Origin of the sequence: Halobellus ruber, assembly GCF_014212355.1 — an archaeon.
Classification (GTDB): Archaea; Halobacteriota; Halobacteria; order Halobacteriales; family Haloferacaceae; genus Haloquadratum; species Haloquadratum rubrum.
In genome coordinates, this window is sequence record NZ_JACKXD010000009.1 from 14,725 (window position 1) to 36,022 (window position 21,298).

Annotated in this window: 22 protein-coding genes; 15 read left to right on the forward strand and 7 right to left on the reverse strand. The window is 70.3% G+C overall.

All coding sequences use genetic code 11. The annotated features are described in order from the left end of the window. Positions 1-168: 168 nt before the first annotated feature. From H5V44_RS16930 to H5V44_RS16940, 3 genes are all read left to right on the forward strand, one after another. Positions 169-957: an AMP-binding protein gene (locus tag H5V44_RS16930; protein ID WP_185194317.1), complete on the forward strand. Its 789-nt coding sequence runs from the start codon at positions 169-171 to the stop codon at positions 955-957. 84 nt (positions 958-1,041) lie between these two features. Beyond that, positions 1,042-1,488, forward strand: coding sequence for a DUF2240 family protein (locus tag H5V44_RS16935; RefSeq protein ID WP_185194318.1), 447 nt, complete (start codon positions 1,042-1,044; stop codon positions 1,486-1,488). Positions 1,489-1,532: 44 nt separating this feature from the next. Next, positions 1,533-1,904 carry a hypothetical protein gene (locus H5V44_RS16940; protein ID WP_185194319.1) on the forward strand — a complete coding sequence of 124 codons (372 nt, stop codon included), beginning with the start codon at positions 1,533-1,535 and terminating at the stop codon, positions 1,902-1,904. Positions 1,905-1,915: 11 nt separating this feature from the next. On the opposite strand, the gene H5V44_RS16945 is transcribed toward H5V44_RS16940, so the two are convergent. Continuing rightward, positions 1,916-2,575 carry an HAD-IA family hydrolase gene (locus tag H5V44_RS16945; protein ID WP_185194320.1) on the reverse strand — a complete coding sequence of 220 codons (660 nt, stop codon included), beginning with the start codon at positions 2,573-2,575 and terminating at the stop codon, positions 1,916-1,918. Positions 2,576-2,634: 59 nt separating this feature from the next. Here H5V44_RS16945 and H5V44_RS16950 point away from each other — a divergent pair, with 59 nt between their 5' ends. After that, positions 2,635-3,912 carry a DNA double-strand break repair nuclease NurA gene (locus H5V44_RS16950; protein ID WP_185194321.1) on the forward strand — a complete coding sequence of 426 codons (1,278 nt, stop codon included), beginning with the start codon at positions 2,635-2,637 and terminating at the stop codon, positions 3,910-3,912. Here H5V44_RS16950 and H5V44_RS16955 read toward each other — a convergent pair whose 3' ends face one another. Continuing rightward, positions 3,913-4,260 (reverse strand): DUF7113 family protein, encoded by a 348-nt coding sequence (locus tag H5V44_RS16955; protein ID WP_185194322.1) that lies wholly within the window; start codon positions 4,258-4,260, stop codon positions 3,913-3,915. Positions 4,261-4,527: 267 nt separating this feature from the next. Next, complete coding sequence (locus H5V44_RS16960) at positions 4,528-5,016, reverse strand: universal stress protein (RefSeq protein WP_185194323.1); 489 nt, start codon at positions 5,014-5,016, stop codon at positions 4,528-4,530. Between the two features lie 142 nt (positions 5,017-5,158). On the opposite strand from H5V44_RS16960, the gene H5V44_RS16965 reads away from it, so the two are divergent. After that, positions 5,159-7,075, forward strand: a complete 1,917-nt coding sequence (locus tag H5V44_RS16965; RefSeq protein ID WP_185194324.1) for an ATP-binding protein — start codon at positions 5,159-5,161, stop codon at positions 7,073-7,075. A gap of 53 nt (positions 7,076-7,128) precedes the next feature. Continuing rightward, positions 7,129-7,566 (forward strand): universal stress protein, encoded by a 438-nt coding sequence (locus H5V44_RS16970; RefSeq protein ID WP_185194325.1) that lies wholly within the window; start codon positions 7,129-7,131, stop codon positions 7,564-7,566. 36 nt (positions 7,567-7,602) lie between these two features. Here the strand turns inward: H5V44_RS16970 and H5V44_RS16975 are convergent, their stop codons facing one another. Next, a complete protein-coding gene (locus H5V44_RS16975; RefSeq protein ID WP_185194326.1) occupies positions 7,603-9,828 on the reverse strand; it encodes a CDC48 family AAA ATPase in 2,226 nt (741 codons plus the stop codon). A 181-nt stretch (positions 9,829-10,009) separates the two neighbouring features. On the opposite strand from H5V44_RS16975, the gene larC reads away from it, so the two are divergent. Further along, positions 10,010-11,347, forward strand: a complete 1,338-nt coding sequence (gene larC / locus H5V44_RS16980) for a nickel pincer cofactor biosynthesis protein LarC (protein WP_185194327.1) — start codon at positions 10,010-10,012, stop codon at positions 11,345-11,347. Positions 11,348-11,366: 19 nt separating this feature from the next. Here larC and H5V44_RS16985 read toward each other — a convergent pair whose 3' ends face one another. Beyond that, complete coding sequence (locus H5V44_RS16985; RefSeq protein ID WP_185194328.1) at positions 11,367-12,125, reverse strand: hypothetical protein; 759 nt, start codon at positions 12,123-12,125, stop codon at positions 11,367-11,369. Between the two features lie 249 nt (positions 12,126-12,374). Here H5V44_RS16985 and radB point away from each other — a divergent pair, with 249 nt between their 5' ends. Then, positions 12,375-13,079 (forward strand): DNA repair and recombination protein RadB, encoded by a 705-nt coding sequence (gene radB, locus H5V44_RS16990; protein ID WP_185194329.1) that lies wholly within the window; start codon positions 12,375-12,377, stop codon positions 13,077-13,079. A gap of 15 nt (positions 13,080-13,094) precedes the next feature. On the opposite strand, the gene H5V44_RS16995 is transcribed toward radB, so the two are convergent. Next, the gene (locus H5V44_RS16995) at positions 13,095-14,240 is read right to left on the reverse strand and encodes a CBS domain-containing protein (RefSeq protein ID WP_185194330.1); all 1,146 of its coding nucleotides are present in this window, start codon (positions 14,238-14,240) and stop codon (positions 13,095-13,097) included. A gap of 165 nt (positions 14,241-14,405) precedes the next feature. Between H5V44_RS16995 and H5V44_RS17000 the strand changes: the two genes are divergently transcribed. The 7 genes from H5V44_RS17000 to H5V44_RS17030 all read left to right on the forward strand — a co-directional run bounded on the left by H5V44_RS17000 (position 14,406) and on the right by H5V44_RS17030 (position 20,657). Beyond that, on the forward strand, positions 14,406-15,011 hold the full coding sequence (locus tag H5V44_RS17000; protein ID WP_185194331.1) for a gluconate 2-dehydrogenase subunit 3 family protein: 606 nt from the start codon (positions 14,406-14,408) through the stop codon (positions 15,009-15,011). A 25-nt stretch (positions 15,012-15,036) separates the two neighbouring features. Continuing rightward, a complete protein-coding gene (locus tag H5V44_RS17005; RefSeq protein ID WP_185194332.1) occupies positions 15,037-16,653 on the forward strand; it encodes a GMC family oxidoreductase in 1,617 nt (538 codons plus the stop codon). 72 nt (positions 16,654-16,725) lie between these two features. Further along, positions 16,726-17,406 carry an ABC transporter ATP-binding protein gene (locus H5V44_RS17010; RefSeq protein WP_185194333.1) on the forward strand — a complete coding sequence of 227 codons (681 nt, stop codon included), beginning with the start codon at positions 16,726-16,728 and terminating at the stop codon, positions 17,404-17,406. After that, positions 17,403-18,242, forward strand: a complete 840-nt coding sequence (locus H5V44_RS17015; protein WP_221625811.1) for an ABC transporter permease — start codon at positions 17,403-17,405, stop codon at positions 18,240-18,242. The genes H5V44_RS17010 and H5V44_RS17015 overlap by 4 nt, the downstream gene beginning before the upstream one ends. Positions 18,243-18,391: 149 nt before the next feature. After that, complete coding sequence (gene hisC / locus H5V44_RS17020; protein ID WP_185194334.1) at positions 18,392-19,489, forward strand: histidinol-phosphate transaminase; 1,098 nt, start codon at positions 18,392-18,394, stop codon at positions 19,487-19,489. Continuing rightward, positions 19,486-20,043: an AAA family ATPase gene (locus tag H5V44_RS17025; protein WP_185194335.1), complete on the forward strand. Its 558-nt coding sequence runs from the start codon at positions 19,486-19,488 to the stop codon at positions 20,041-20,043. The genes hisC and H5V44_RS17025 overlap by 4 nt, the downstream gene beginning before the upstream one ends. Beyond that, positions 20,040-20,657: a CDP-alcohol phosphatidyltransferase family protein gene (locus H5V44_RS17030; RefSeq protein WP_185194336.1), complete on the forward strand. Its 618-nt coding sequence runs from the start codon at positions 20,040-20,042 to the stop codon at positions 20,655-20,657. Before H5V44_RS17025 ends, H5V44_RS17030 begins: the two co-directional genes overlap by 4 nt. Positions 20,658-20,742: 85 nt before the next feature. Here H5V44_RS17030 and H5V44_RS17035 read toward each other — a convergent pair whose 3' ends face one another. Continuing rightward, entirely contained in the window at positions 20,743-21,252 is a 510-nt protein-coding gene (locus tag H5V44_RS17035; RefSeq protein ID WP_185194337.1) for a GNAT family N-acetyltransferase, read from the reverse strand. Positions 21,253-21,298 lie beyond the last annotated feature (46 nt).

Sequence of the window (21,298 nt, forward strand, 5' to 3'; positions counted from 1 at the left end):
TCCGCGGCGCGCTCCCGCTTCGGCCGTTCCGCTCCCGAAAGCAGCAGCCGGGAGGCTGTGACGATCGCGTCGACGTAGCCCCCCTCGATGGTAGGCCGGTCGCGCCGCGACGACAGCGGGGGCCGGTCGGCCGACGCCGTTTTGCGTCCCGCCCTCGGAACGCCGGCTATGTCCCCCGCCCACGACGCCGATTCCGAGCCGGATCCCGACGGCGACTACCCGCTGCCGTGTCTCGACGCCGACACCCTCGGCGACGCCGCCGCCCGCGAGCGCCGGACCTCGGGGACCGCGCTCCGGGCAAGGGGGTCGGGTCGGACGTACAGCTACCGCGATTTCGTCACGACCTCGTACAAGGCCGGAAACGTGCTCCGACACCTCGGTGTCCGCCCCGGCGACGAGATACAGGTCGCATCCGAGCACGTCCCCGAGCCGGTGCTCACGTTCTACGGGGCGGCCCAACTGGGTGCGGTGACGCGGTTCGACACGGGGGTCGAGGGAACGCCCCCGCGGGTCGCGGTCGCGCCGGCCACGCGGGAGTCGGCGTTCGACCTCCCGCCGGGTCACCACCTCGCGGTCTACGGCGACCCGCCGACCGACCCGTCGGTGACACACTGGGAGGCGGAGGTGTGGAGCGAGAACCCCGCGGTTCACCCCGTCGCGGTCGAGGGGAGCGATCCGCTGTTCGCGGCAGAGGGTCGAACCTACACCCACGACGAGGTCGTCACAGCGGCCGCGGACGTGGTCGCCGACGCCGGCATCGACCCCGGGTCGGCGGTGGTCCTTCGCGGCCCGCTCACCGACCCCGCTGTCGTGATAGCCGGGGTCGTAGCGCCGATCCTGGCGGGTGCGACGGTCGTCCTCCCCGACGGCCGGGCCGAAATCGCTGCCGAAGGGGCGCCGATCGCGGTCGACGGGGAGCCCCGAAGGGTCTCGCTCGGGGACCGCGACGTCCCCTGATGGACCCCTCGCGTCCGGTCCGGTGACGGGCGGCGCGGAGGGGAAACCGGGGGCTCCTTGTGGCCCGCAGTCCCACTCCGGAGTATGAGCCTGGAAGTGGCGGTCGCCGTCCCGTTCAAACAGCGCGGGACGACCCGGTTGGGGGAGGGGGAGTTCGTGGTCGCGCTCTCGCTGGACCGGAACTGGTTCTCCCCGGATCAGGCCAAGCGTCTGATCGACGTGGCCGCGGGTCGCGGGCTTCTCGAACGTGCCGACGGCGAGGTCGTCGCGCAGTTCGACCCGCCGAGCGTGACCGTCCCGGAGGAGTACGCGCCCGACGAGTCGATCCTCCGGGAGCAATCGACCTTCGAGATGATCCTCGATGCCCTGGTGGCAGCCGGCCACGACAAACAGGACGCGGTCGCCGCGATCAACGAACGGCAGCGCCGCCTCGGGATCACAGTCGAGGCCGCGGCGGCGCTGTACGCGCGACGGCAGGGCGTCGACGTCGCCGACGCCGCCAGCGCGGCGGCCGAGCAGCTCGGCGAGTAGCACCGAACCGAGCGTTCTTGTCGCCGCATCGTGAATCCCGTCGTATGGTCGAGAAGCGACTGACCGACGGCCGCCGGATCGCACAACTGTTGGCCTCGGAAGTGACGGGTCACGGCGGCGACCTGGAGCCGCTGTCGGTCACGGACGCCGATCCGGACGTCGAACCCACGCCCGACGGAGCGTTCGCGTACGGGATCGAACGCGATGGCGACCGGGTGGCCTCGGTGTTCGTCCAGCCCGACCGGATTCGCGTGGAGTTCGAGCGCACGGTCGACGTCGCCGCCGACGCCGCCGACGGAGCCGGCCTCCGGGTCCGGCCGAAGGCCGTCGAGCCGCCGCGGACGCTGGTGTTCGTCGAGGACGGCGCGCAGGTGAAGCGGCTGCTGTCCGCGCTCCGGGCGGTTGCATCGGCGTAGGTGATGCGCCGCTACAGGCTCTCCAGTAGCTCGGGGAGCTCCGCGACGAGGCGGTCCCGCGGAACGTGAGCCGCCGCCCGCGGCGACGGCGACGGCCCGCCCTCGAAGGTCACCTGTACCGGAACTAGTCCGGCCTCGGCCGCGCCGCCGACATCGGCGTCGACATCGTCGCCGACGTAGACCGTCTCCTCGGGGTCGCTGTCGAGCGCCCCCAATAGCGCCTCGAAGGCGGCCGGGGCGGGCTTGCCGGCGTCGAGGTCGCCGGTCACCAGTGCCGCGTCGAACAGGTCGGTCCATCCGAGCGTCGTCAGCTTGTCGCGCTGGGCGACTGTGGGGCCGTTCGTGAGCAGTCCGATCCGGTAGATCCCGCGGAGTCGACGCAGGAACGGCTCCACGTCCGAAACCGGCGCGAGCGCGTCCGCGATCTTCCGGCGGTAGACGGCCGCGAGCCGTTCCGGTTCTACGTCGGTGTCGTGTGCCGCGAGCAACGACTCGAAGATGGGCTCCCGCGTGTCGCCCGTGAGGTTCCGGCTGTGGGCGTCGAGATACCGCTCCCGGGTCAGCGGCGGCCCGTCGACTGCGCCGACGGCCTCCTCGAGGATCGTCTCCCGGTCGCGTGCGGGTACGGCGAGCGTCTCGTCGAGGTCGAACCCCACCGCGGTGATCGTCACGGGCACCGGTAGATCACGTGGACGTATGACTTTTCTCGTCGGGCCGCCACGGAATGGATGTGACTCTCGACCCCGTCCACGTCGACAGCATCGCCGATCTCGCGGCGTACCTCGCGCGCAAGGTGGACGACACCGACCACGTCGACGTGGCGGCGCGGGTCTGGGACGACTTCCTCGACCCGCTGTACGGTCCCGACGGACGGGCGGTACTCGAACCCGTCGGCGAAAAGCGGCTGCGCGCAGTCGACGCCGAGGACATCGCGCTCGCCGACGCCCCCTTCGAGACCACCCACGGCCTGGATTCGGGAACGATCAACCCGACGACGTTCAAGAACGGCCTGGTGGTCGACCTCGCGCAGGCCGCGATGGCGGCGGCCCCGTCGGATCTGGACCTCCACCGCCACCGGAGCATCGTCGCCGCAACACACGTCAACGACAACACCGTAGCACTGGAGGAGCCCTGGCGGACCGTCGACGAGGGGTACTGCCGGTGGCGGGTGCTCCAAGTGCCGCGGGTCAACCGCTACGCCGAGGGTATCGTCCACGCCCTAGCGCTGTACCTCGCCGAGAGCTCTCACGCGCTGGAACACGCCGACGAGGTTGAGGATCTGCTCGTACTCGACGGCCCGCTGTACCCCGTCGAACTCCTCAACTGGCGGGACCGCGACGCGGAGCTCCAAGCGCTCACCGAGGAGCTCCAGCCGCGGTCGATCGTCGAGAACTACATCCGGCTGGTAGAGTCGTTCGTCGAGCGCGACGTGCCCCTCTGTGGGTTCGTAAAGAACCCCGCCTCCAAGCGGATCGTCAGGGCGCTCCGGGAGGGCGACCGCGGGGTCGACGTGCCGTGGACCGACGACACAGCACTGTTCACGCGGCTGCTGGAGCGCCGGATCGACGCCGGTCCCGATGGCCGGCGCCGGGGTCCGGAGAACAGGCGAACCGACGAACTCACGTTCACGAGCTGGTTCGTCTCCCGCGGCGGCGTTGATGCGACAGTCGCAGCCGATGGCGACGCCTACGGCGTGGAGCGCCGGCTGGAGCCGGACCTCTACGAGACGTGTTTCTTCGCGGTCTACGAGCCACAGACGGACGTGCTCTACCGGGTCGAGACGCCCTACGCCTTCGCCCGCAACGAGGAGACCAGGGGGGCGATCGCCCAACAGATACTCGGGGAGGTCGCGGCCCGTCGCGGCCCGCCGGAGGCCGTCGCGAAGGCCGACGGGCTCGCACGGATCAGCGCCGCCGAGAAGTCCTCGCTCCGCCAGCGGTTCGCCGAGACCCTCGACACCGACGAGGTCAGGCGGTACGACGACGTCCGGTGGGGCGAAGTGGAGTAGCTACGACTGTTCGGACCCCGGCTCGGTCTTGATCACCTCGATCCGCACGTCCGACTCCGCGACGCCGACGCGGGCGAACTGCGTCCGGACGTGCGCCTTCGCGGCCTCAACCGCCTGCTCGCGCGTCTCGAACCCCCGCGGCATCGGCGACTCGAAGGCGACGTGTTTGGTCGTCCCGTCGATCTCCGTCTCGGAGCCGCCGCTCTCGACCTCGTAGAACTCGTCGCAAACCCAGACGTACGGGGCGTCCTCGTCGGGCGCGCCCTTGTAGGACGGCGCCGACTCCCCGCGCTCGAACACCGTCCCGGTCAGAGCGGTCCCCCCGGCGTGACCGCGCACAAGCAACATACCAGTTGTTGCGCCCCCGACGACAAAAGCCGTCCGGCGGAGCCTCGGTTCGGACTCGAATCAGTGGCGTACAGCCGGCACACCGCTATCCCCGCGTCGACGTGCCGGGCGATCGCGACCCGACGCGGGGCAGTTCTCACCGCACATCGGCGGTGGTTCCGTGATCCGACATAAACGTACGGCCGGGAGCGACAGTTTGGGGAACACCCCCGTGGCGGTCGCTATCGGTGCGTCCCCGGAGACCAGTCAGCGATCACGTCCGCCGCATCAGCGGTGGATCGTGTCCTCCGCCGACGGCAGCATCCACTGGAGCGTCTCGGCCGGACGCTTGTATACGACCGTGACCGGCTTGTCGACGAGCCGGATCACCTTGTCCGCCGTGCTCCCCAGCAGCGCCTCCTCGACCGCACCGAGCCCGCGGGAGCCGATCACCACGAGGTCGATCCCGTTTTCTTCGACGTAATTCCGGATCCTCTTGTGGGCGACCCCGGTCTCGACCGCCGTCACGGCGTCGAGTCCCGCCTCGGCGGCCAGGTCTGCGACTTCGCCGGTGATGCGCTCGCCGTGCTCGACGTACTCCTCGCGTTTCGCGTCCTGCTCGCCGGTGATAGGGACGACCTTCGCCTCGAACTCGTCGACGACGTGGAGCGCGTGAACGGTCGCATCGAGCTCGCCCGCCAGTTTGACGCCCTCTTCGACCGCGTTCGCCGCCTGTTCGCTTCCGTCGGTCGGTATGAGTACGTTGTCGTAGCCCATACCTCCACGTCCCGTCGGAACCCACGTAAAAATATGTGTTGGCTGTCAGGTTGTGGGAACGTCGTGGAAGTTACAGGCGTGTATGGCCGAGTCGACGAGGGCCGAGGTGTTTTATCCGTCGCCGGCGCAAGTGATCGATACGATGGACCTCGGTGACTTCGAGCCCGGGTCGGACGATCGGCCGTCCGGACGGGACGACGACCGGGAGGCGACGGGACACGACGGCGGGTCCGCGGACGGAGGGTCGGCCGCCTCCGACGCCTCTGTCCGCGACGACCCGTCGACCGCCCCAGCCGACGACCCCGACGAGGCGGGCGTGGAGTTCGAGCGGTACGACGCCGATCCGGCGGGTCGCGACCGCGGGCTCGGCGCGATCGCGGTCTCCCAGGGGCTCCGCGTCGCCGAGGACGGCGACGACACCTCGCTTCGAGCGTACGTGACCGCCGACAACCGCGAGGCCGTCAGGCTGGGGAAGTACCTCCTGGTTCCGTATCCGGACGACGAACTCCTCTTTGCGAAGATCACCGCCCTGGAGTACGCCCAGGAGTTCCGGACCGACGACGCCACCGAGATCCACGCCCGGCGGGCGATGCGGCGGGACGACTTCCAGGAGCGTGACTACAAGTTCGTTGCGTCACTCGACCCGCTGGCGGTGCTGTTCGAGGACCGCGACGCCGACGCGGCCGCTACGGAAAGCGACGACGCGTCGGCGCTGAAACGCCGGATGGTCGACCGCGTCCCCAAGCCCGGCGCGGTCGTCGCGGAGGCCACCGACCCCGACCAGATCAAGACCGGCCTCGACATCCCCGGCGAGGGGATCTTCCTCGGCCACCTCGCGGTGGGCGGCGAGACCGTCCGGACCGCCGCGAGCCCGCCGACCATCGACTACCGGCTGCGGGACGGCGACGACGGCGGCGAGCCGCTCGTCTTCCGACACACCCTCGTCGCCGGCGGCACCGGCTCCGGGAAGACCCACGCCACGAAGAACCTCCTCCGGCAGCTGCTGGCCGACGACCGGACCTACGAGATGGACGACGGCCGCGAGGCCCGCCTTGCGGTCGTCCAGTTCGACCCCCAAGACGAGTACGCCCAGATGCACGACGACAACCCCGCGATGGACGACGCCACCGCCCGGCGGTACGAGCGGGAGGCGGTTGCGCACGGCGGCCACGACGACACCGTCGCCCTCGTGCCGAAGGAAGACGGCGTCCCGTACGGCGGCGACGGCCACCGCGCCGAACAGTTGGAGTTCACCATCCCCTTCTCGATGGCGCGGGACCGCCCGTGGCTGGTCGCGGGCAGCAGCCTCAACGAGAACCAGTATCCAGCACTGACGCACCTTCTGAGCCGCTTCTTCCGGGAGTACGGCGACGGCGGCACCTACGCGGAGTTCCTGACCTTCCTCGACAACCCCGCGCTCAAGGAGGAACTCGACGAGTCCGGGCGGGTCCACGAGGCGACCTTCGACGCGGTCAAACGCCGGGTCCACGGGGTGCCCGACGGCGTCTTCGACCAGTCGGCGCGACCGATCACGGACTTGGACCACCAGCTGGTCCGCCCCGGCGGGCTGACGGTGATCCCCACCTACCACCTCTCGACGTCGCGGGCGAAGGAGACCTTCGTGCTCGCGGTGTCGAGCCTCCTGATCGACGACAAGCTCTCGAACGCGCCCGACTCCGACCGGATCAAGGGGACGCCCGTCCTGCTGGGCATGGACGAGGCGCACAACTTCCTCGCCGACGCCGACAACGTCCAGGCGCGAAAGGTGATCTCGAAGTTCACCGAGGCCGCGAAACAGGGCCGGAAGGAGAGACTGGGGCTGTGTCTGGTCACACAGGACCCCCAGGACATCGCCGAGCCGGTGTTCAAGCAGATCAACACCCGGCTCGTCCTGAACCTCGGCGACGAGGACGCCATCAAAAGCGTCAACATCCCGCCGGAGTTGGAGAACAAGGTCCCGTACATGGAGACCGGCCAGTTCGTGGTCTACTCCCCGGACAACTCCGAACCCGTGGAGCTCACGGGACTGTCGACCTGCCTCACGCGACACGGCGGGTAGGTCTCGGAGGCGTCCGGCCGCCGTTTTTTGTCCGTGCGCCTCGTACCCCGGGTATGCCGACCCACGTGCTCGTCGCCGTCGACGGCTCCACCCAGTCGGAGGGCGCAGTCGAGTTCGTCGCCGACGAGTGGGGCGACGTGCCCGCGACGCTGCTCCACGTCATCGATCCGGTCCAGGCCGGCTACGACGCCGGCGTCCTGCCGAGCGGGTCGGAGGCGTGGTATCAGAGCGCCAAGGAGAGCGCCGACGACCTCCTGACTGAGAGCCGGGAGCGCCTCGTCGCAGCCCGCGACGCCGACGACCACGGGATCGACATCAGAACCGAGGTGGGACGGCCCGCCGCGACCGTCGTCGAGGTCGCCGAAGAGGTCGACGCCGATCACGTCGTCGTGGGAAGCCACGGCCGGCAGGGCGTCTCGCGGCTCGTCCTCGGAAGCGTCGCGGAAAGCGTGGTTCGGCGCTCGCCCGTCCCGGTGACCGTAGTCAGGTAGGACGGCTGCGGGGAGAAAGTCGGCGCCGCGGGTCGATTACTGGAATCCGATCCGGCCGTCGCGTCGGCCGCCGAGCTGCTCGGTGCCGCCGCCCTTGAACTGGTCTTTCATCTCCTCGTAGTAGTTCATCAGGTCGTCGGTGATCGTCGGCCGGACCGACTCCATCGCGCGGCGGAAGTGCTGCATCTCGACCTCCGTCGCGTCGGGGTCGTCCCGGAGCGCCTCGATCGCGGCCTCGCGGGCGATCGTCTCGAGGTCGGAGCCGACGTACCCGTCGGTGATCTCCGCGATCTCACGGAGGCTCACGTCGGGCGCCAGCGGCGAGTCGCGGGTGTGGATCTTCAGGATCTGCTCGCGGCCCTCCTCGTCGGGCTGGCCGATGAGCACGAGGCGGTCGAACCGACCCGACCGGATGAGGGCGGGGTCGATCATATCCGGGCGGTTGGTCGCGCCGATCACCATCACGTTGCCGCTCTCCTCCAGCCCGTCGAGTTCGGTCAGAAGCTGGTTGACGACGCGCTCGGAGACGTTGTTGCCGGTCTCGCCGCCCCGGCTGGGCGCGAGGCTGTCGAGTTCGTCGAAGAAGATGATCGTCGGGCTGACCTGCCGGGCCTTCCGGAAGGTCTGCCGGATCGCCTTCTCCGACTCGCCGACCCACTTCGAGAGCAGTTGCGGGCCCCTGACGGAGATGAAGTTGGCGTTGGTCTCGTTTGCGACCGCCTTCGCGATCAAGGTCTTCCCCGTCCCCGGCGGGCCGTAGAGGAGAACGCCCTTCGGCGGATCGATCCCCATCCGGTCGAACCTGGCTCGCGAGGTCAGCGGCCACTCGACGCTCTCCTTGACCGTCTGTTTCGGGTCGTCGAGGCCGCCGACGTCGTCCCACGACACCTTCGGAAGCTCGACTAACACCTCCCGCATCGCGGAGGGCTCGACGTCGGCGAGGGCTCCCTCGAAGTCCTCGCGTTTGACGATCATCCGGTCGATGAGGCTGGGCGGGATGTCCTCCTCGTCGAGGTCGATCTTCGGGAGGTACCGCCGCAGGGCTTTCATCGCGGCCTCCTTCGTCAGCGACTCGATGTCGGCGCCGACGAACCCGTGGGTCTCGTCGGCGAGGTGGCCCAGCGACACGTCATCGGACAGCGGCATCCCGCGGGTGTGGATCTGGAGGATCTCCTTCCGGCCGACCTCGTCGGGGACGCCGATCTCGATCTCGCGGTCGAACCGACCGGGGCGGCGGAGCGCGGGGTCGACGCTGTCGACGCGGTTCGTGGCCGCGATCACGACGACCTGCCCGCGGGTCTCCAGCCCGTCCATCATCGTGAGCAGCTGGGCGACGACCCGGCGTTCGACCTCGCCGGTCACGTCCTCGCGTTTGGGCGCAATGGAGTCGAGTTCGTCGATGAAGATGATCGACGGCGACTCCTCGGTGGCGTCCTCGAAGATCTCCCGCAACTGCTGTTCGGACTCGCCGTAGTACTTCGAGATGATCTCCGGGCCCGCGATCGAGAAGAAGCTCGCGGAGGTCTCGTTTGCGACCGCCTTCGCCAGCAGCGTCTTGCCGGTCCCGGGCGGGCCGTGAAGCAACACCCCCTTCGGCGGCTCGATCCCGAGCTTCTTGAAGATCTGCGGATGCTTCATCGGGAGCTCCACCATCTCCCGGACGCGCTGGATCTCGTTTTTCAGCCCGCCGATGTCCTCGTAGGTGATCCCGCCGCCGGTCTTCTCGAAGCCGGAGATGGGCTCCTCGCGGAGTTCGACCTCGGTGTCCTCGGTCACTAGACAGACGCCGTCGGGCTCGGTCTCGACCGCGATCAGCGGGATCGCCTGGCCCGGCGACCGCATAAACGGGTGGTTCGTCGACGACATCACGGGGACGATGTCGCGTTCGACAACCGGGCGCTTGAGGATCTGGCGTTTGACCATCCCCGCAGCGTCGGAGCCGAACTGCACGCTCGCCTCCTCCGGCGGCGCGAGCACGAGCTTCTCGGCTTTGGTCTCCTCGGCCTTCCGGATGGTCACGCGCTCGCCGATGCTGATATCGGCGTTCTGCCGGGTGAACCCGTCGATCCGGACGGTGTCCGTGTTCCAGTCCTGCCGGTCTGCACGCCACACCTTCGCCGCGGTGGTCTCGGCACCCTCGATCTCGATGATGTCGCCCGGCGAGAGTTTGAGATGCAGCAGCGTGTCCGGGTCGAGACGGGCGATCCCGCGGCCCGAGTCGTTGGGGTAGGCTTTCGCGACTTCGAGTTGAACTTCGTTCATAGTTGGATCGCGGGGGCACGTCCCGCTGGCCGGTCACGGTCCGGGTCGACGCCCCGTTCGGTACAGTCACTGCGGACACCGGTCCGTAACATCTTGTTTGTCCTTTTGTACGGGCATACAAATCCTTACCGCCCGCGGAACCGACAGGTGGGTCTTTGCCGCCGGCGACCGAGGCTGGGATATGCGCACACTTGCGTTCGACGGCCGGATGGGAGCCAGCGGCGATATGCTGCTCGCGGCCCTGCTCGCGGCCGGCGCCGACTCCGACGCGCTCGCGCCAGTCGAGGACGCGCTGGGCGTCCGTTACGCGATCGACCGGGTCGACAAAAACGGGATCGCGGCGACGCGCGTCCGGGTGGTGCTTGCGGAGGACGTCGACAACGGCGACGCCGACGGAGCGGATGGGGGCGGCCACGACGCCCCGGGGGAGAGTCACGGTCACGGCCACGGCGACTCTCACGACCACGGCCACCAGCACGACCATCGGTATGACCACGACGACGACGCGACCCCCGCGGAGGGCCACGGCCCCCACCGGACCTACGCCGAGGTCGTCGAGATCGTGGAGGGAATGGATCTCCCGCCGGGCGTCGAGTCCGACGCGATCGCGACCTTCCGGCGGCTGGGCGAGGCCGAGTCGTCGGTTCACGACACCGACCTCGAATCGACGGCGTTCCACGAGGTCGGCGCCGACGACGCCATCGCCGACGTCGTCGGCGTCGCGTTACTGCTCGACGATCTCGACGTCGACCGAGTCGTCACGACGCCGCTGTCGACCGGCGGCGGGACGACGTCGATGGCCCACGGCGAGTACCCGATCCCCGCGCCCGCGGTGGTCGAGATCGCCACCGACGCCGGCTGGTCGCTGCGTGGCGGCCCGGTCGACGCCGAACTGCTCTCGCCCACCGGCGCGGCGATCCTCGCGCAGTTCGCCGAGGGGGTCGAGTCGCTGCCCGTCCTCGACGTCGACGCCGTCGGCTACGGCGCGGGCGGCTACGAGTTCCCCGACCGACCGAACGCCCTGCGGGTGCTGGTCGGCGACGGCGGCCGCGGCCTCGACCGGGAGTCGATCACGGTGCTTGAGACCAACCTCGACGACGCCGCGCCCGAGGTGCTGGGCGACCTCCAGCGGTCGCTAACCGACGCCGGCGCCCGCGACGTCACGATCCTGCCGGCGACGATGAAGAAGTCGCGGCCGGGCCATCTGGTGAAGGCGGTCGTCAGGCCGGCAGACGCCGAACGGGTTGCACGACGACTCGCGGCCGAGACCGGCACGCTCGGGATCCGGGAGCACGGCGCGGGACACCGGTGGGTTGCGGACCGCGAGTTCCGGACCGCCGAACTCGACGTCGACGGCGAGACCTACGAGGTATCGGTGAAGGTCGCGTCGGATCAGGACGGGATGACCTACGACCACAGCGCGGAGTACGACGACGCCGCCGCTGTCGCGGAGGCGACGGGGCTGCCAGTCCGCGAGGTACTCCGGCGCGCGGAGGCGGCAGTCCGAGGACAGGAGTAGTCCCGACCCGCGCCGGCGCCTATTCGTCGGCGGCGTCCCCCGCGCCGCCGCGCTCGCGGTGGGCCGCGAGCGCCTCCCCCACGGTGAGTTCGCCCGCGGCGACGCGGCGAGCTAGCCCCTCGTCGATGGTTCGGCCGTCCTCGGAGGCCTGCCGCGACCGGTCCTTGATCCGCTGGAGTTCCCCGGCTGTCGGCTCGACCTCCCGGGAGTCGGTCACCTCCCCGGAGCGCCTCGCGATGTTGACCGCCGCGAGCACGTCGCCCATCCCGCGGGCGCCGGTCCCGAGATACGGGGTCGTTCCGGTCTCGTCGACGAGTTCGACCGTCCGGTCGTCGAGGTCGTTGACCAGTTGGGCGCTCTGGAGCCGCGCGCCGTCGCCGATCCGGACCAAGGGGTCGGGCGCATCGTCGGTCTCCCGCCGGACGACGGCGGCGGCATCGGCGAGCGGCACCTGGAACGCCGCGATCACGGTCCCGCCCGCGAGCACCGCGATTCCGGGGTGGGGACCGGGGTCGACGCCGACGATGGTCCGGCCCTCATCCCGCCGGAGGATCGAGACCGCCTCCTCGACCGCGGCGCGGGCGTCGTCGGCGGCCGCGACGACGGCGTCAACGCCGGCCGGAAGCGGCTCCTCCTCGCCTGTGGCGCGGATCACGACCCGGGTGCCCTCCGGCAGCTCCGCGCCCGGCTCCCGGGTGGTGAACGCCACGCCGCGGTCCCGGAGTTCCGCGACCACGTCGTGGTACACCTCGAAATCCTCGGTCGCGACGACGATCACTGTAGATCAGTTGCGGCCTCGGGACAAAAAGTGTCGCCCGTCGCAACGGCGGGGCTCGGCAGTGGAGCGAACAGCCGGCACGCCGCGGTTCCCGCGTCGACGTGCCGGGCAACCGCGGCCCGACGCGGGGCGACTCCTACGTCACGGCGGGTTTGGTCCCATAATGGGGGATAAACCTCCGGACACCCGGACGGACCGAGCCGCCCGCGGATCGGGGGGTTTTTCGCCGGAGCCGACGCAGACACTTCCGTGTCCGACGCACTCACCACGGGGTGTGGGTCGCTCGACGACCTGCTCGGCGGGGGGTTCGAGCGCGGCACCGTGACCCAGGTGTACGGCCCGCCGGCCGCCGGGAAGACCAACGTCGCGCTCTCGACGGCGGTCAACGTCGCAGCCGACGGCGGGACCGCCGTCTACATCGACACCGAGGGGCTGTCGCCCGACCGGTTCCGACAGCTCGCGGCGGCCGCCGCCGGCGACGGCCGGTCGATCGAGGACGTCACCTCGCGGCTGATCGTCTCCGAGGCCCACGACTTCGCGGCCCAGGAGGAGGCGGTCCGCGACGCCGCGGAGTTCGCCGAGCGCGCGGAGCTGATCGTCCTCGACAGCGCGACGGGGTTCTACCGGCTCGAGCGCACCGACGACGACGACGCCGGCGACTCCCTCCGGCGGGTCGCCAGCCAGGTGACGCATCTGCTCTCCCTGGCGCGGAAACACGACCTCGCGGTGGTGATCACGAACCAGGTGTTCACCGATCCCGACACCGACCGCGCGACGGCGCTCGGGGGTCACACCCTCAACCACTGGACGGGCGCGATACTCCGCGTGGATCGGTTCCGCGGCGGCAACCGTCGAGCCACGCTGGAGAAGCACCGCTCGAAGCCCGCCGGCGACACCGCGACGTTCGAGATCACCGGCGACGGGCTGGAAAGCGTCGAACGTGGGATGGAGTGACCTCGCGTCGGCCGGCTACAGCTCGCCGAGCTTCCGGAGGAGCTGCCCGCGCTGTTTCTCGTCGGCGTTGACGCCCTTGACTTCGAGGACGTTGCGTTCGAGCTTGTCGAGCGCGACGTGGAAGGCGTGTTCGGCGCCGTACCCCTCGCCGCTGCCGCCGATCTGGCCGCGGTTGGTCCGGAGCCGGATCTGACACTGCATCAGCGGCGTCCCGCGGAGCTTCTCCTTGTGCTCGTGGAAGCGGACGTGGGCGTGCAGCACCTGCATCTCCTGGTACTTGTCGACCACGGTGGTGATCGACTCCACGACCTCCTGGCGGGTGAGCGTCTCGAGGAGTCGGACGTTCGTGATCTGGACGTCCATCCGCTCGTCCTCGGTGAACGTCAGCGCCCGGAGCACGTCGGTCTTGGTGACGATCCCGTGGACCCGCTGGTCGGACTCCTCGGGCGTCACCACGAGTCCGGAGATGTCGTTCTCGAACATCCGCTCGACGGCGACGTCGACAGTCTCGGTCGGAACTGAAGTGACGACCGGGTCCGACATCAGGTCGTAGACGGGCAGATCCAACATTCGGTCGAGGTCCCCGCGCCGGTCGCCGCGACCCTGCCGGCTGTCGTCCCGGACCACGAAGTCGACGAGGTCGTGGGTGGTCACGATGCCGACCAGCGACCCGGTGTCCTCGTCGACGACGGGGAGCCGGGAGACGCCGTGCTCGCGGAGCTTGTTGATCACCTGCCCCACGCGGGCCTTCTCGCCGACGTTGACGACGTCGGTGGTCAGGATGTCCTCGACCGTGATGGCGTCGAGGCTGTCGACGACGGCGTGGAGGATGTCGTCGGTGCTGACGACGCCGTAGAGCTGTTCACCCTCGAAGACGGGCGAGATCTTCACGTCGCCCTCGACGAGCATCCGGGCGGCTTCCCGGACGTCCTCGTGGCGGTCGATCCGCGGGGCGGACTTCATCACGACGGAGGCCTTGGTGTCGTCCCCCATCCGGGAGCGGACCAGCTGTTTCTCCCCGATCACGCCGGCGTAGTCGCCGTCGTCGGTCACGACGATTCCCCGGGGGTTCTCGCGCTCGAAGATGGCTTGGATCTTGCCCAGGCGTTTGCCGGCGTCGACGGCGACGAAATCAGGAGTGGCGATATCAGTAATATCCATACTCGGAACAGCCTCCACCCGAACGTACTCCGGCGGGCGTCTTGAAACTTCGTCTACGACCCGCACCGAACGCCGCATAGAACCGTTGGCGGCCGACAGGGACACACGGCCCCGGCGGGACGTCGAAAGGTAACGCATAAGTTTAGGTTCCCCTAATTCGTCGGCGTGGAACTGACACGGCGCGACGCGCTGGCGGCGCTCTCCGCGGTCGGCGCGGCGGTCGGCGGGGGCGTGCTCGCCGGCCGGTTCGACCCGCCACGGGCCGACGACGCGGCGGGGAACGGAGACGAGGCCACCGACGCCGACGAAGGGGTGTCGCTGTCGACGGACCTGCTGGCCCTGCTGGACGCGGTCGCGGAGGTCGTCTACCCCGACGGCGTCGAGAACCGCCGCGCGTTCGTCGACAGCTACGTGGTTGGTCGGGTCGCGGATCGCCCCGACTACCGTGCGGGGCTCCGCGAGGCCGCCGCCCAACTCGACGCCGTCGCCCGCGACTGGTACGACGCGCCCTACGCCGACCTCGACGCCGACACCCGCGATCTGCTCCTCCGGGATCTGGGGGTCGAGACCGCCGACCCCGACCCCGAGGGGCCGGTGACCGACCGGATCCGCTTTTTCCTGGTGAACGACCCGCTTTTCGCCTTCTACACCTCCCCGACGGGCGGCCGGCTGGTCGGGATCGAGAACCCGATCGGCTACCCCGGCGGGATCGAGAGCTACCAGCGAGCGACGATGTCGCCGGCCGACGACGGCGCGGGGGGAGACGGATGAGGGAACTCAGTCCGGGAGGGAACCGATGAGCGCCGGCGCCGACGACGGCGGCGTGGGCGACGGCGCCGACCGCACCCCCTCGCCGCGGGCGGACGTCTGTGTCGTCGGCTCCGGCCCGGCGGGCGCGCTCGCGGCCCACCGACTCGCGGGGGCGGGCGCGGACGTAGTCGTCCTCGAGGCGGGCCCGCGGTTCGACTTCGACGAGCGCCGCGAGCAGCAGGAGGAGTTCATCCGGCCGGGGATGGGCGACCCCTGGGAGATGGGCGGCGCCCGGGACGCCTACACCGATTCCGGCCGGGGGTATCCGCTGAACGCCGCCCGCGTGAAGGGCGTCGGCGGGTCGACGCTCCACTGGCAGGGGATGGTGATGCGGCTCCACGAACGGGACTTCGAGCTGGAATCCAGACACGGCGTCGGGGTCGACTGGCCGATCGATTACGAGGATCTCCGGCCGTACTACGCCGCCGCCGAGCGCGCGCTTGGCGTCGCGGGCGCCGCGGACAACCCCTACGCGCCGCCGCGGGAGGAGCCGTTCCCCCTCCCGGCGTTTCCGCCCTCCCACTCCGATTCGCTGTTCGCGCCGGCGTGTGAGCGGCTCGGGATCGATATGCACTCGGTGCCGAACGCGCGCAACTCCGAGCCATACGACGGCCGCGCGTCGTGTCAGGGCTACGGAACCTGCAAGCCGATCTGTCCCTCCGGCGCGAAGTACACCGCCGAATCCCACGTGGCGAAGGCGACCGAGGCGGGCGCCAGGATCGTCGATCACGCCGCCGTCCAGCGGCTCGTCCACGACGACGCGGGCGAAACCGTCGAAGCCGCGGTGTATGCGACCCCCGACGGGACGGAACGCCGCCAGCCGGCCGACCGGTTCGTCCTCGCCGCGGGCGGGGTGGAGAACGCCCGACTGCTTCTGCTTTCGGCGTCCGAGTTGTACCCCGACGGGCTGGCGAACTCCTCGGGTGCGGTCGGCCGATTCTTCATGGATCATCTCTTCGCGGGCGCAGGCGGGCAGTTGGACGAGCCGACCCGCCAGAACCACGTCGGGTTCAACACGAGCGAGACCCACCAGTTCTACGACGATACCGACCCCGTCGAGGGGATGAAACTGGAGTTTCTCAACTACGCCGGCCCCTCGCCCGTGATGCAGGCGCTGGGCGCGGAGACGTGGGGCGAGGAACTCCTGGAACAACTGCAGGCGTCGTACGGCACCCACGTCGCGATGGGTGGGCTGGTCGAGCAGCTCCCCGACGCCGACAACCGGGTGACGCTCGATCCCGATGTCCGCGACGACCACGGCAACCCGGTTCCCCACATCGAGTGGTCGCTCTCGGAGCGGACCCGTGGGGCGCTCCGCCGGGCCAACGAGATCCAGCACGCGATCCTCGAGGAACTCGGCGTCGACGTCGAGTGGACCGTCGGCCCCGAGGCCACCGGGCCGGCGTACCACCAGATGGGCACCACGCGGATGGGGACGGATCCGGCGACGAGCGTCGTCGACGCCGATTGCCGCGCCCACGACCTCCCGAACCTCCGGATCGTCGGCTCCTCGGTGTTCCCCACCGGCGGCGCGATGAACCCCACGCTCACCATCGCCGCGCTCGCGCTCCGCGTCGCGGAGTCGATGGCCGAGTCGGTGTAGCCGGTCGGGAGTCGGGGTCGCCCCACCGAAACACTCAGGCGCCGCTCCCGCGTACAGGCGGTTACAGTCCGTATGGGCGTTTCCGCACCGAAGCTGGCGGCCGAAGACCTCTCGTTCGTCGTCGACGACACCGCCATCCTCCGCGACGTCGACCTCGCCGTGGAGGCCGGCGAGACGCTCACCGTCATCGGGCCGTCGGGCGCGGGGAAGTCGACACTCCTCCGCCTCCTGTGTCGGCTCGACGAACCCACCGCGGGGACGGTCTACCTCGACGGCACCGACTACCGGACGCTCGATCCGACGGCGCTCCGGACCCGCGTCGGGATGGTGCCGCAGGACCCGGCGCTCCGCGACGGCACGGTCCGCGAGAACGTCACGATCGGCCCCCGCCTCCGCGGGGAGTCTATCGAGCCGGGGCGCGTCGAGGCGCTTCTGGCACGCGTCGACCTCGAGGGCTACGCCGACCGGGAGGTTACCGACCTCTCCGGCGGCGAAGCCCAGCGCGTCGCCATCGCGCGAACGCTTTTCGTCGACCCCGAGGTGCTGTTGCTCGACGAGCCGACCGCCAGCCTCGACCCCGACGCCCAGGCCGACATCGAGGCGCTGTTGGCGGACCTGCTCGCCGCGTCGGCCCGGACCGCCGTCCTCGTCACCCACGATCAGGCGCAGGTCGACCGGATCGCCGATCGGGTCGTCCGGGTCGTCGGCGGACGGATCCACTCGGCGGGGACGCCGGGGGAGGTGCTGCCGTGATCCCCGCGGAGCTCCCGCCGCAGCTCCGCGATCCGGTCCTGCTGAAGGGCCTCGCGCAGGTCGCCGCCGCGACCGCGCTCGCCGCGGTCGTACTCGGGCTCTCGTACGTCCGGAACCTCGATCTGGAGCGTGAACTCGGCGGATCGTTCGCCCGCGGGTTCGTCCAGGTGCTCGCGATGGGGGCGCTCATCGGCGTGCTCTTTTCGATCCCGCTGCCGTTCTCGGGGGTGGTGCTGGCGGCGATGATCGGCTACGCCGCCTGGGAGTCCCGGAAGCGCGGCGACGGGGTGCCGAAAGCGTTCAGGGTCTCGCTGACCGCGATCGGGCTCGGATCGGCGGTGGTGATCCTGACGATGCTCGCCGCGGGCGCAATCGAGTCGACGGTCCGGAACCTGGTGCCGGTCGGGGGGATGATCATCGCCAACGCGATGAAGACCAACTCGCTCGCGCTCGACCGGTTCAAAGGCGAGATCGAGTCCAACCGCGGGGAGATCGAGGCGCTGCTCGCGATCGGCGTTCCTCCGGGGGCCGCGGTATCGGAGTACGTCACCGAGTCGGTGCGGGCGTCGCTCATCCCGGTCGTGGACGCGATGCGGACCCTCGGGCTGGTCTACATCCCCGGGATGATGGCGGGGATGATCCTCGGCGGCGCGAACCCCATCTACGCCGCCCAGTACCAGTTCGTGATCATGGGGATGATCTTCGCCGCCGGCGGGCTGACGAGTATGACGGCGAGCCTGCTCGTCGGCCGGTACGCGTTCACCGGGGCGGCCCAGCTCCGGCGGTTCGAGGAGTCCTCGCCGACGTTGCTGTCGACGTTGCGGTCGTTGCGGTGAGGACTCCGGGCGTTCGGACGGGCGACAGCCGGCCGAGAAGCCACCGCCCGGCGGGATCGGAAGCGGCGTCGAGGTCAACACCCGGGGAGCGTAGCGACACGCCACTCCGAGACGCACCCTTCAAGACCCGCGGGCGACTGCATACGCGTATGCAGCCGAGGGACCTCTCCGAACACGAGGCGTACGTGCCGGGCCGGGGGGCCGAGGAGGTGGCCCGCGACCTCGGGATCGACCCCGAGGAGCTGATCAAGCTCTCCTCCAACGAGAACCCCCACGGGCCCAGCCCCGCCGCCGTCGAGGCCATCGAGGCCGCCGCGCCGACGGTGAACGTCTACCCGAAGGCCTCCCACACCGACCTCACCCACCGGATCGCCGAGAAGTGGGGCCTCGACGCCGAGCAGGTGTGGCTCAGTGCCGGCGCCGACGGCGCGATCGACTACCTCTCGCGGGCGTTCCTGGAGCCGGGCGACGCCGCCCTGCTCCCCGACCCCGGGTTCGCCTACTACCCGATGTCGACCCGGTACCACCACGGCGAGGTGACGACATACCCCCTCGAGAAGTCCGAGGACTTCGTCCAGACCGCCGAGGACGTCCTCGCATCGTACGACGGCGAACGGATCGTCCACGTCACCACCCCCCACAACCCCACCGGGTCGACGGTCCCCCCGGCGGAACTCCGTACGCTCGCCGACCGCGTCGACGACCACACCCTCGTCGCCGTCGACGAGGCCTACGGCGAGTACGCGGAGGACCCCTCGGCGATCGAACTCCTCGACGACTACGACAACCTCGCGGTGTTGCGGACGTTCTCGAAGTCCTACGGACTCGCGGGGCTCCGGATCGGCTACGCCGCGGTCCCCGCCGCGTGGGGCGACGCCTACGCCAGGATCAACACCCCCTTCGCCGCCAACGAGGTGGCCTGCCGGGCCGCCCTCGCGGCGCTCGACGACGACGAGCACCTCGAACTCTCGGTCGACACCGCCCGGTGGGCGCGGGCGTACTACCGCGAGCACTTAGACGTCCCGACCTGGCCGTCGGGGGGGAACTTCGTGCTGTGTGAGGTCGGCGACGGGGCGGCGGTCGCGGAGGCGTGTCAGCGCCGGGGGGTGATCGTCCGCGATACCGCGAGCTTCGGGCTGCCGGAGTGCGTCCGCGTCTCCTGCGGCACCCGCGAGGAGACGCGGGCGGCCGTCGAGACCCTCAACGAGGTCGTCGCGGAGGTCCGGCCGGAGGCCTCGGGGCCGTGAGTACCGTCGCGCTCACGGGCACCCCCGGAACCGGGAAGACGACGGTCTCGGAGCTCGTCGCCGACCGGCTTGAGATCGAGGTGGTTCACCTCAACGACGCCATCCGGGAGGCGGCGCTGGTCTCGGAGCGCGACGTCGACCGCGACTCCCTGATCGCGGACCTCGACGCCGTCGAGGCGTGGCTCGACGACTACCGGGCCGGCGAGTCGGGTGACCTCGGCACGGACGAGCGGGACCGCGACCTCCTGGTGGAATCGCACCTCGCACACCTGCTCGACGTCGACCGGGTGGTCGTCCTCAGATGCCACCCCGAGACGCTGAAGCCCCGGCTCCGCGCCCGCGGCGAGTCCGAGGCGTCGGTGGCGGAGAACGCCGAGAGCGAAGCGCTCGATGGGATCCTCGCGACGGCGGTCGACCGCCACGGCGAAGCGTCGGTGTGGGAGGTCGACACCACAGACCGGACGCCCGAGGCGGTCGCGGACGACGTCGCGGCCGCGATCGAGGGGCGGATCGACCCCCGCGTCGGCGTGGTCGACTTCATCGAGTACCTGTGACCTTAGACAAGTACCGCGACCTGGCCGACGGGGTTTTGGGACCGTTCGTCTCCGCGGCCGACCGGCTGGGGTTGACGCCGGACGGCGTAAGCTGGGTTGCGTTCGGGTTCGCGGTCGCGTCGGGGGTCGCCTTCGCGCTTTCCTCACCCGCCTGGTACGTTCTCGGCGCAGCGTTCGTCCTCGCAAACGGGTGGCTCGACCTCGTCGACGGCGCGCTCGCCAGGGCGCAGGGCGTCGACGGCGACGGCGGCGACCTGCTCGATCACGTTCTCGACCGCTACGCCGACATCGCGATGCTGGTTGGGCTCGCGGCGGGCGTCGACGCCTACGCCCTGGGGCTGGCGGCGGTCACGGGCGTGCTGATGACCTCCTATCTCGGCACGCAGATCCAGGCAGTGGGGCTGGGCCGGGAGTACGGCGGGCTGGTGGGCCGCGCCGACCGGCTGGCGATCATCGGGGTCGGCGGGATCGTCGCCGCCGTCACGCTCGCGGTCCCCGCGATTCCGGCCCGGGCCGCGGGGCTCGGCGTCGTCGGGTGGTTACTGGTCCTCTTCGCGGTTGTGGGCCACCTGACCGCGCTCCAGCGGTTCTACGGGGCGTGGGCTGATCTGTAGTGTCGGCGCCGGACCCCGGCCGGATGATTTAAGCTCCGGAGACGACCCGCAACCGACTGCGGCGTCGAACGTCGTCGGCCGCGGCTCACAGTTCCTTTCGCATCTCGACGACGCGTCCGGTCACGCCGGTCCCGTCGTCACTGGAGAACTCGTGGTCGCGTTCGGCGACGCGCTCGTATCCGCAGGCCTCGTAGAACGGCACGGCGGGCAGCGAGGCCGACAGCCCGAGCGTCCCGACGCCGTCTGCCCGGGCCCGACGCTGTAACTCCGCGTGGATCCTCGTGCCAATGCCCTCCCGGGCGACTGCTGGGAGCACGTAGACGGCGGTGATCTCCGCGCCGATATCGGTCTCGTAGTCGTCTGGCGGGTCCGCGTTCAGCGACCCGAACCCGACGACGACGCCGTCGCGGTCGGCGACGACGTAGTCGAGCGCGTCAGCCTCGATTCCGGCCCCGTAATCGGCACTGCCGCAGCCGCTGGCCCACGCCTCCACCTGTCGATGGTCGTACACTTCGCCCCCGAGTCCGACGATCGACGCGTAGTGGACCGTCCGCACTGCCTCGGCGTCCGTCGGCGTCGCGTCACGAACGTGCATAGCTGGGTTGTGGCCCCGACCGAGCCGCCCGGTTCGACGTGTCGGG

What these genes read in the sequence shown, in the direction of transcription:
- H5V44_RS16930 (WP_185194317.1), top strand. Translation starts at nt 169, where the DNA reads ATGTCCCCCGCCCACGACGCCGATTCCGAGCCGGATCCCGACGGCGAC.
- H5V44_RS16935 (WP_185194318.1), top strand. Translation starts at nt 1,042, where the DNA reads ATGAGCCTGGAAGTGGCGGTCGCCGTCCCGTTCAAACAGCGCGGGACG.
- H5V44_RS16940 (WP_185194319.1), top strand. Translation starts at nt 1,533, where the DNA reads ATGGTCGAGAAGCGACTGACCGACGGCCGCCGGATCGCACAACTGTTG.
- H5V44_RS16955 (WP_185194322.1), bottom strand. Translation starts at nt 4,260, where the DNA reads ATGTTGCTTGTGCGCGGTCACGCCGGGGGGACCGCTCTGACCGGGACG.
- H5V44_RS16960 (WP_185194323.1), bottom strand. Translation starts at nt 5,016, where the DNA reads ATGGGCTACGACAACGTACTCATACCGACCGACGGAAGCGAACAGGCG.
- H5V44_RS16965 (WP_185194324.1), top strand. Translation starts at nt 5,159, where the DNA reads ATGGACCTCGGTGACTTCGAGCCCGGGTCGGACGATCGGCCGTCCGGA.
- H5V44_RS16970 (WP_185194325.1), top strand. Translation starts at nt 7,129, where the DNA reads ATGCCGACCCACGTGCTCGTCGCCGTCGACGGCTCCACCCAGTCGGAG.
- H5V44_RS16975 (WP_185194326.1), bottom strand. Translation starts at nt 9,828, where the DNA reads ATGAACGAAGTTCAACTCGAAGTCGCGAAAGCCTACCCCAACGACTCG.
- larC (WP_185194327.1), top strand. Translation starts at nt 10,010, where the DNA reads ATGCGCACACTTGCGTTCGACGGCCGGATGGGAGCCAGCGGCGATATG.
- H5V44_RS16995 (WP_185194330.1), bottom strand. Translation starts at nt 14,240, where the DNA reads ATGGATATTACTGATATCGCCACTCCTGATTTCGTCGCCGTCGACGCC.
- H5V44_RS17005 (WP_185194332.1), top strand. Translation starts at nt 15,037, where the DNA reads ATGAGCGCCGGCGCCGACGACGGCGGCGTGGGCGACGGCGCCGACCGC.
- H5V44_RS17010 (WP_185194333.1), top strand. Translation starts at nt 16,726, where the DNA reads ATGGGCGTTTCCGCACCGAAGCTGGCGGCCGAAGACCTCTCGTTCGTC.
- hisC (WP_185194334.1), top strand. Translation starts at nt 18,392, where the DNA reads ATGCAGCCGAGGGACCTCTCCGAACACGAGGCGTACGTGCCGGGCCGG.
- H5V44_RS17035 (WP_185194337.1), bottom strand. Translation starts at nt 21,252, where the DNA reads ATGCACGTTCGTGACGCGACGCCGACGGACGCCGAGGCAGTGCGGACG.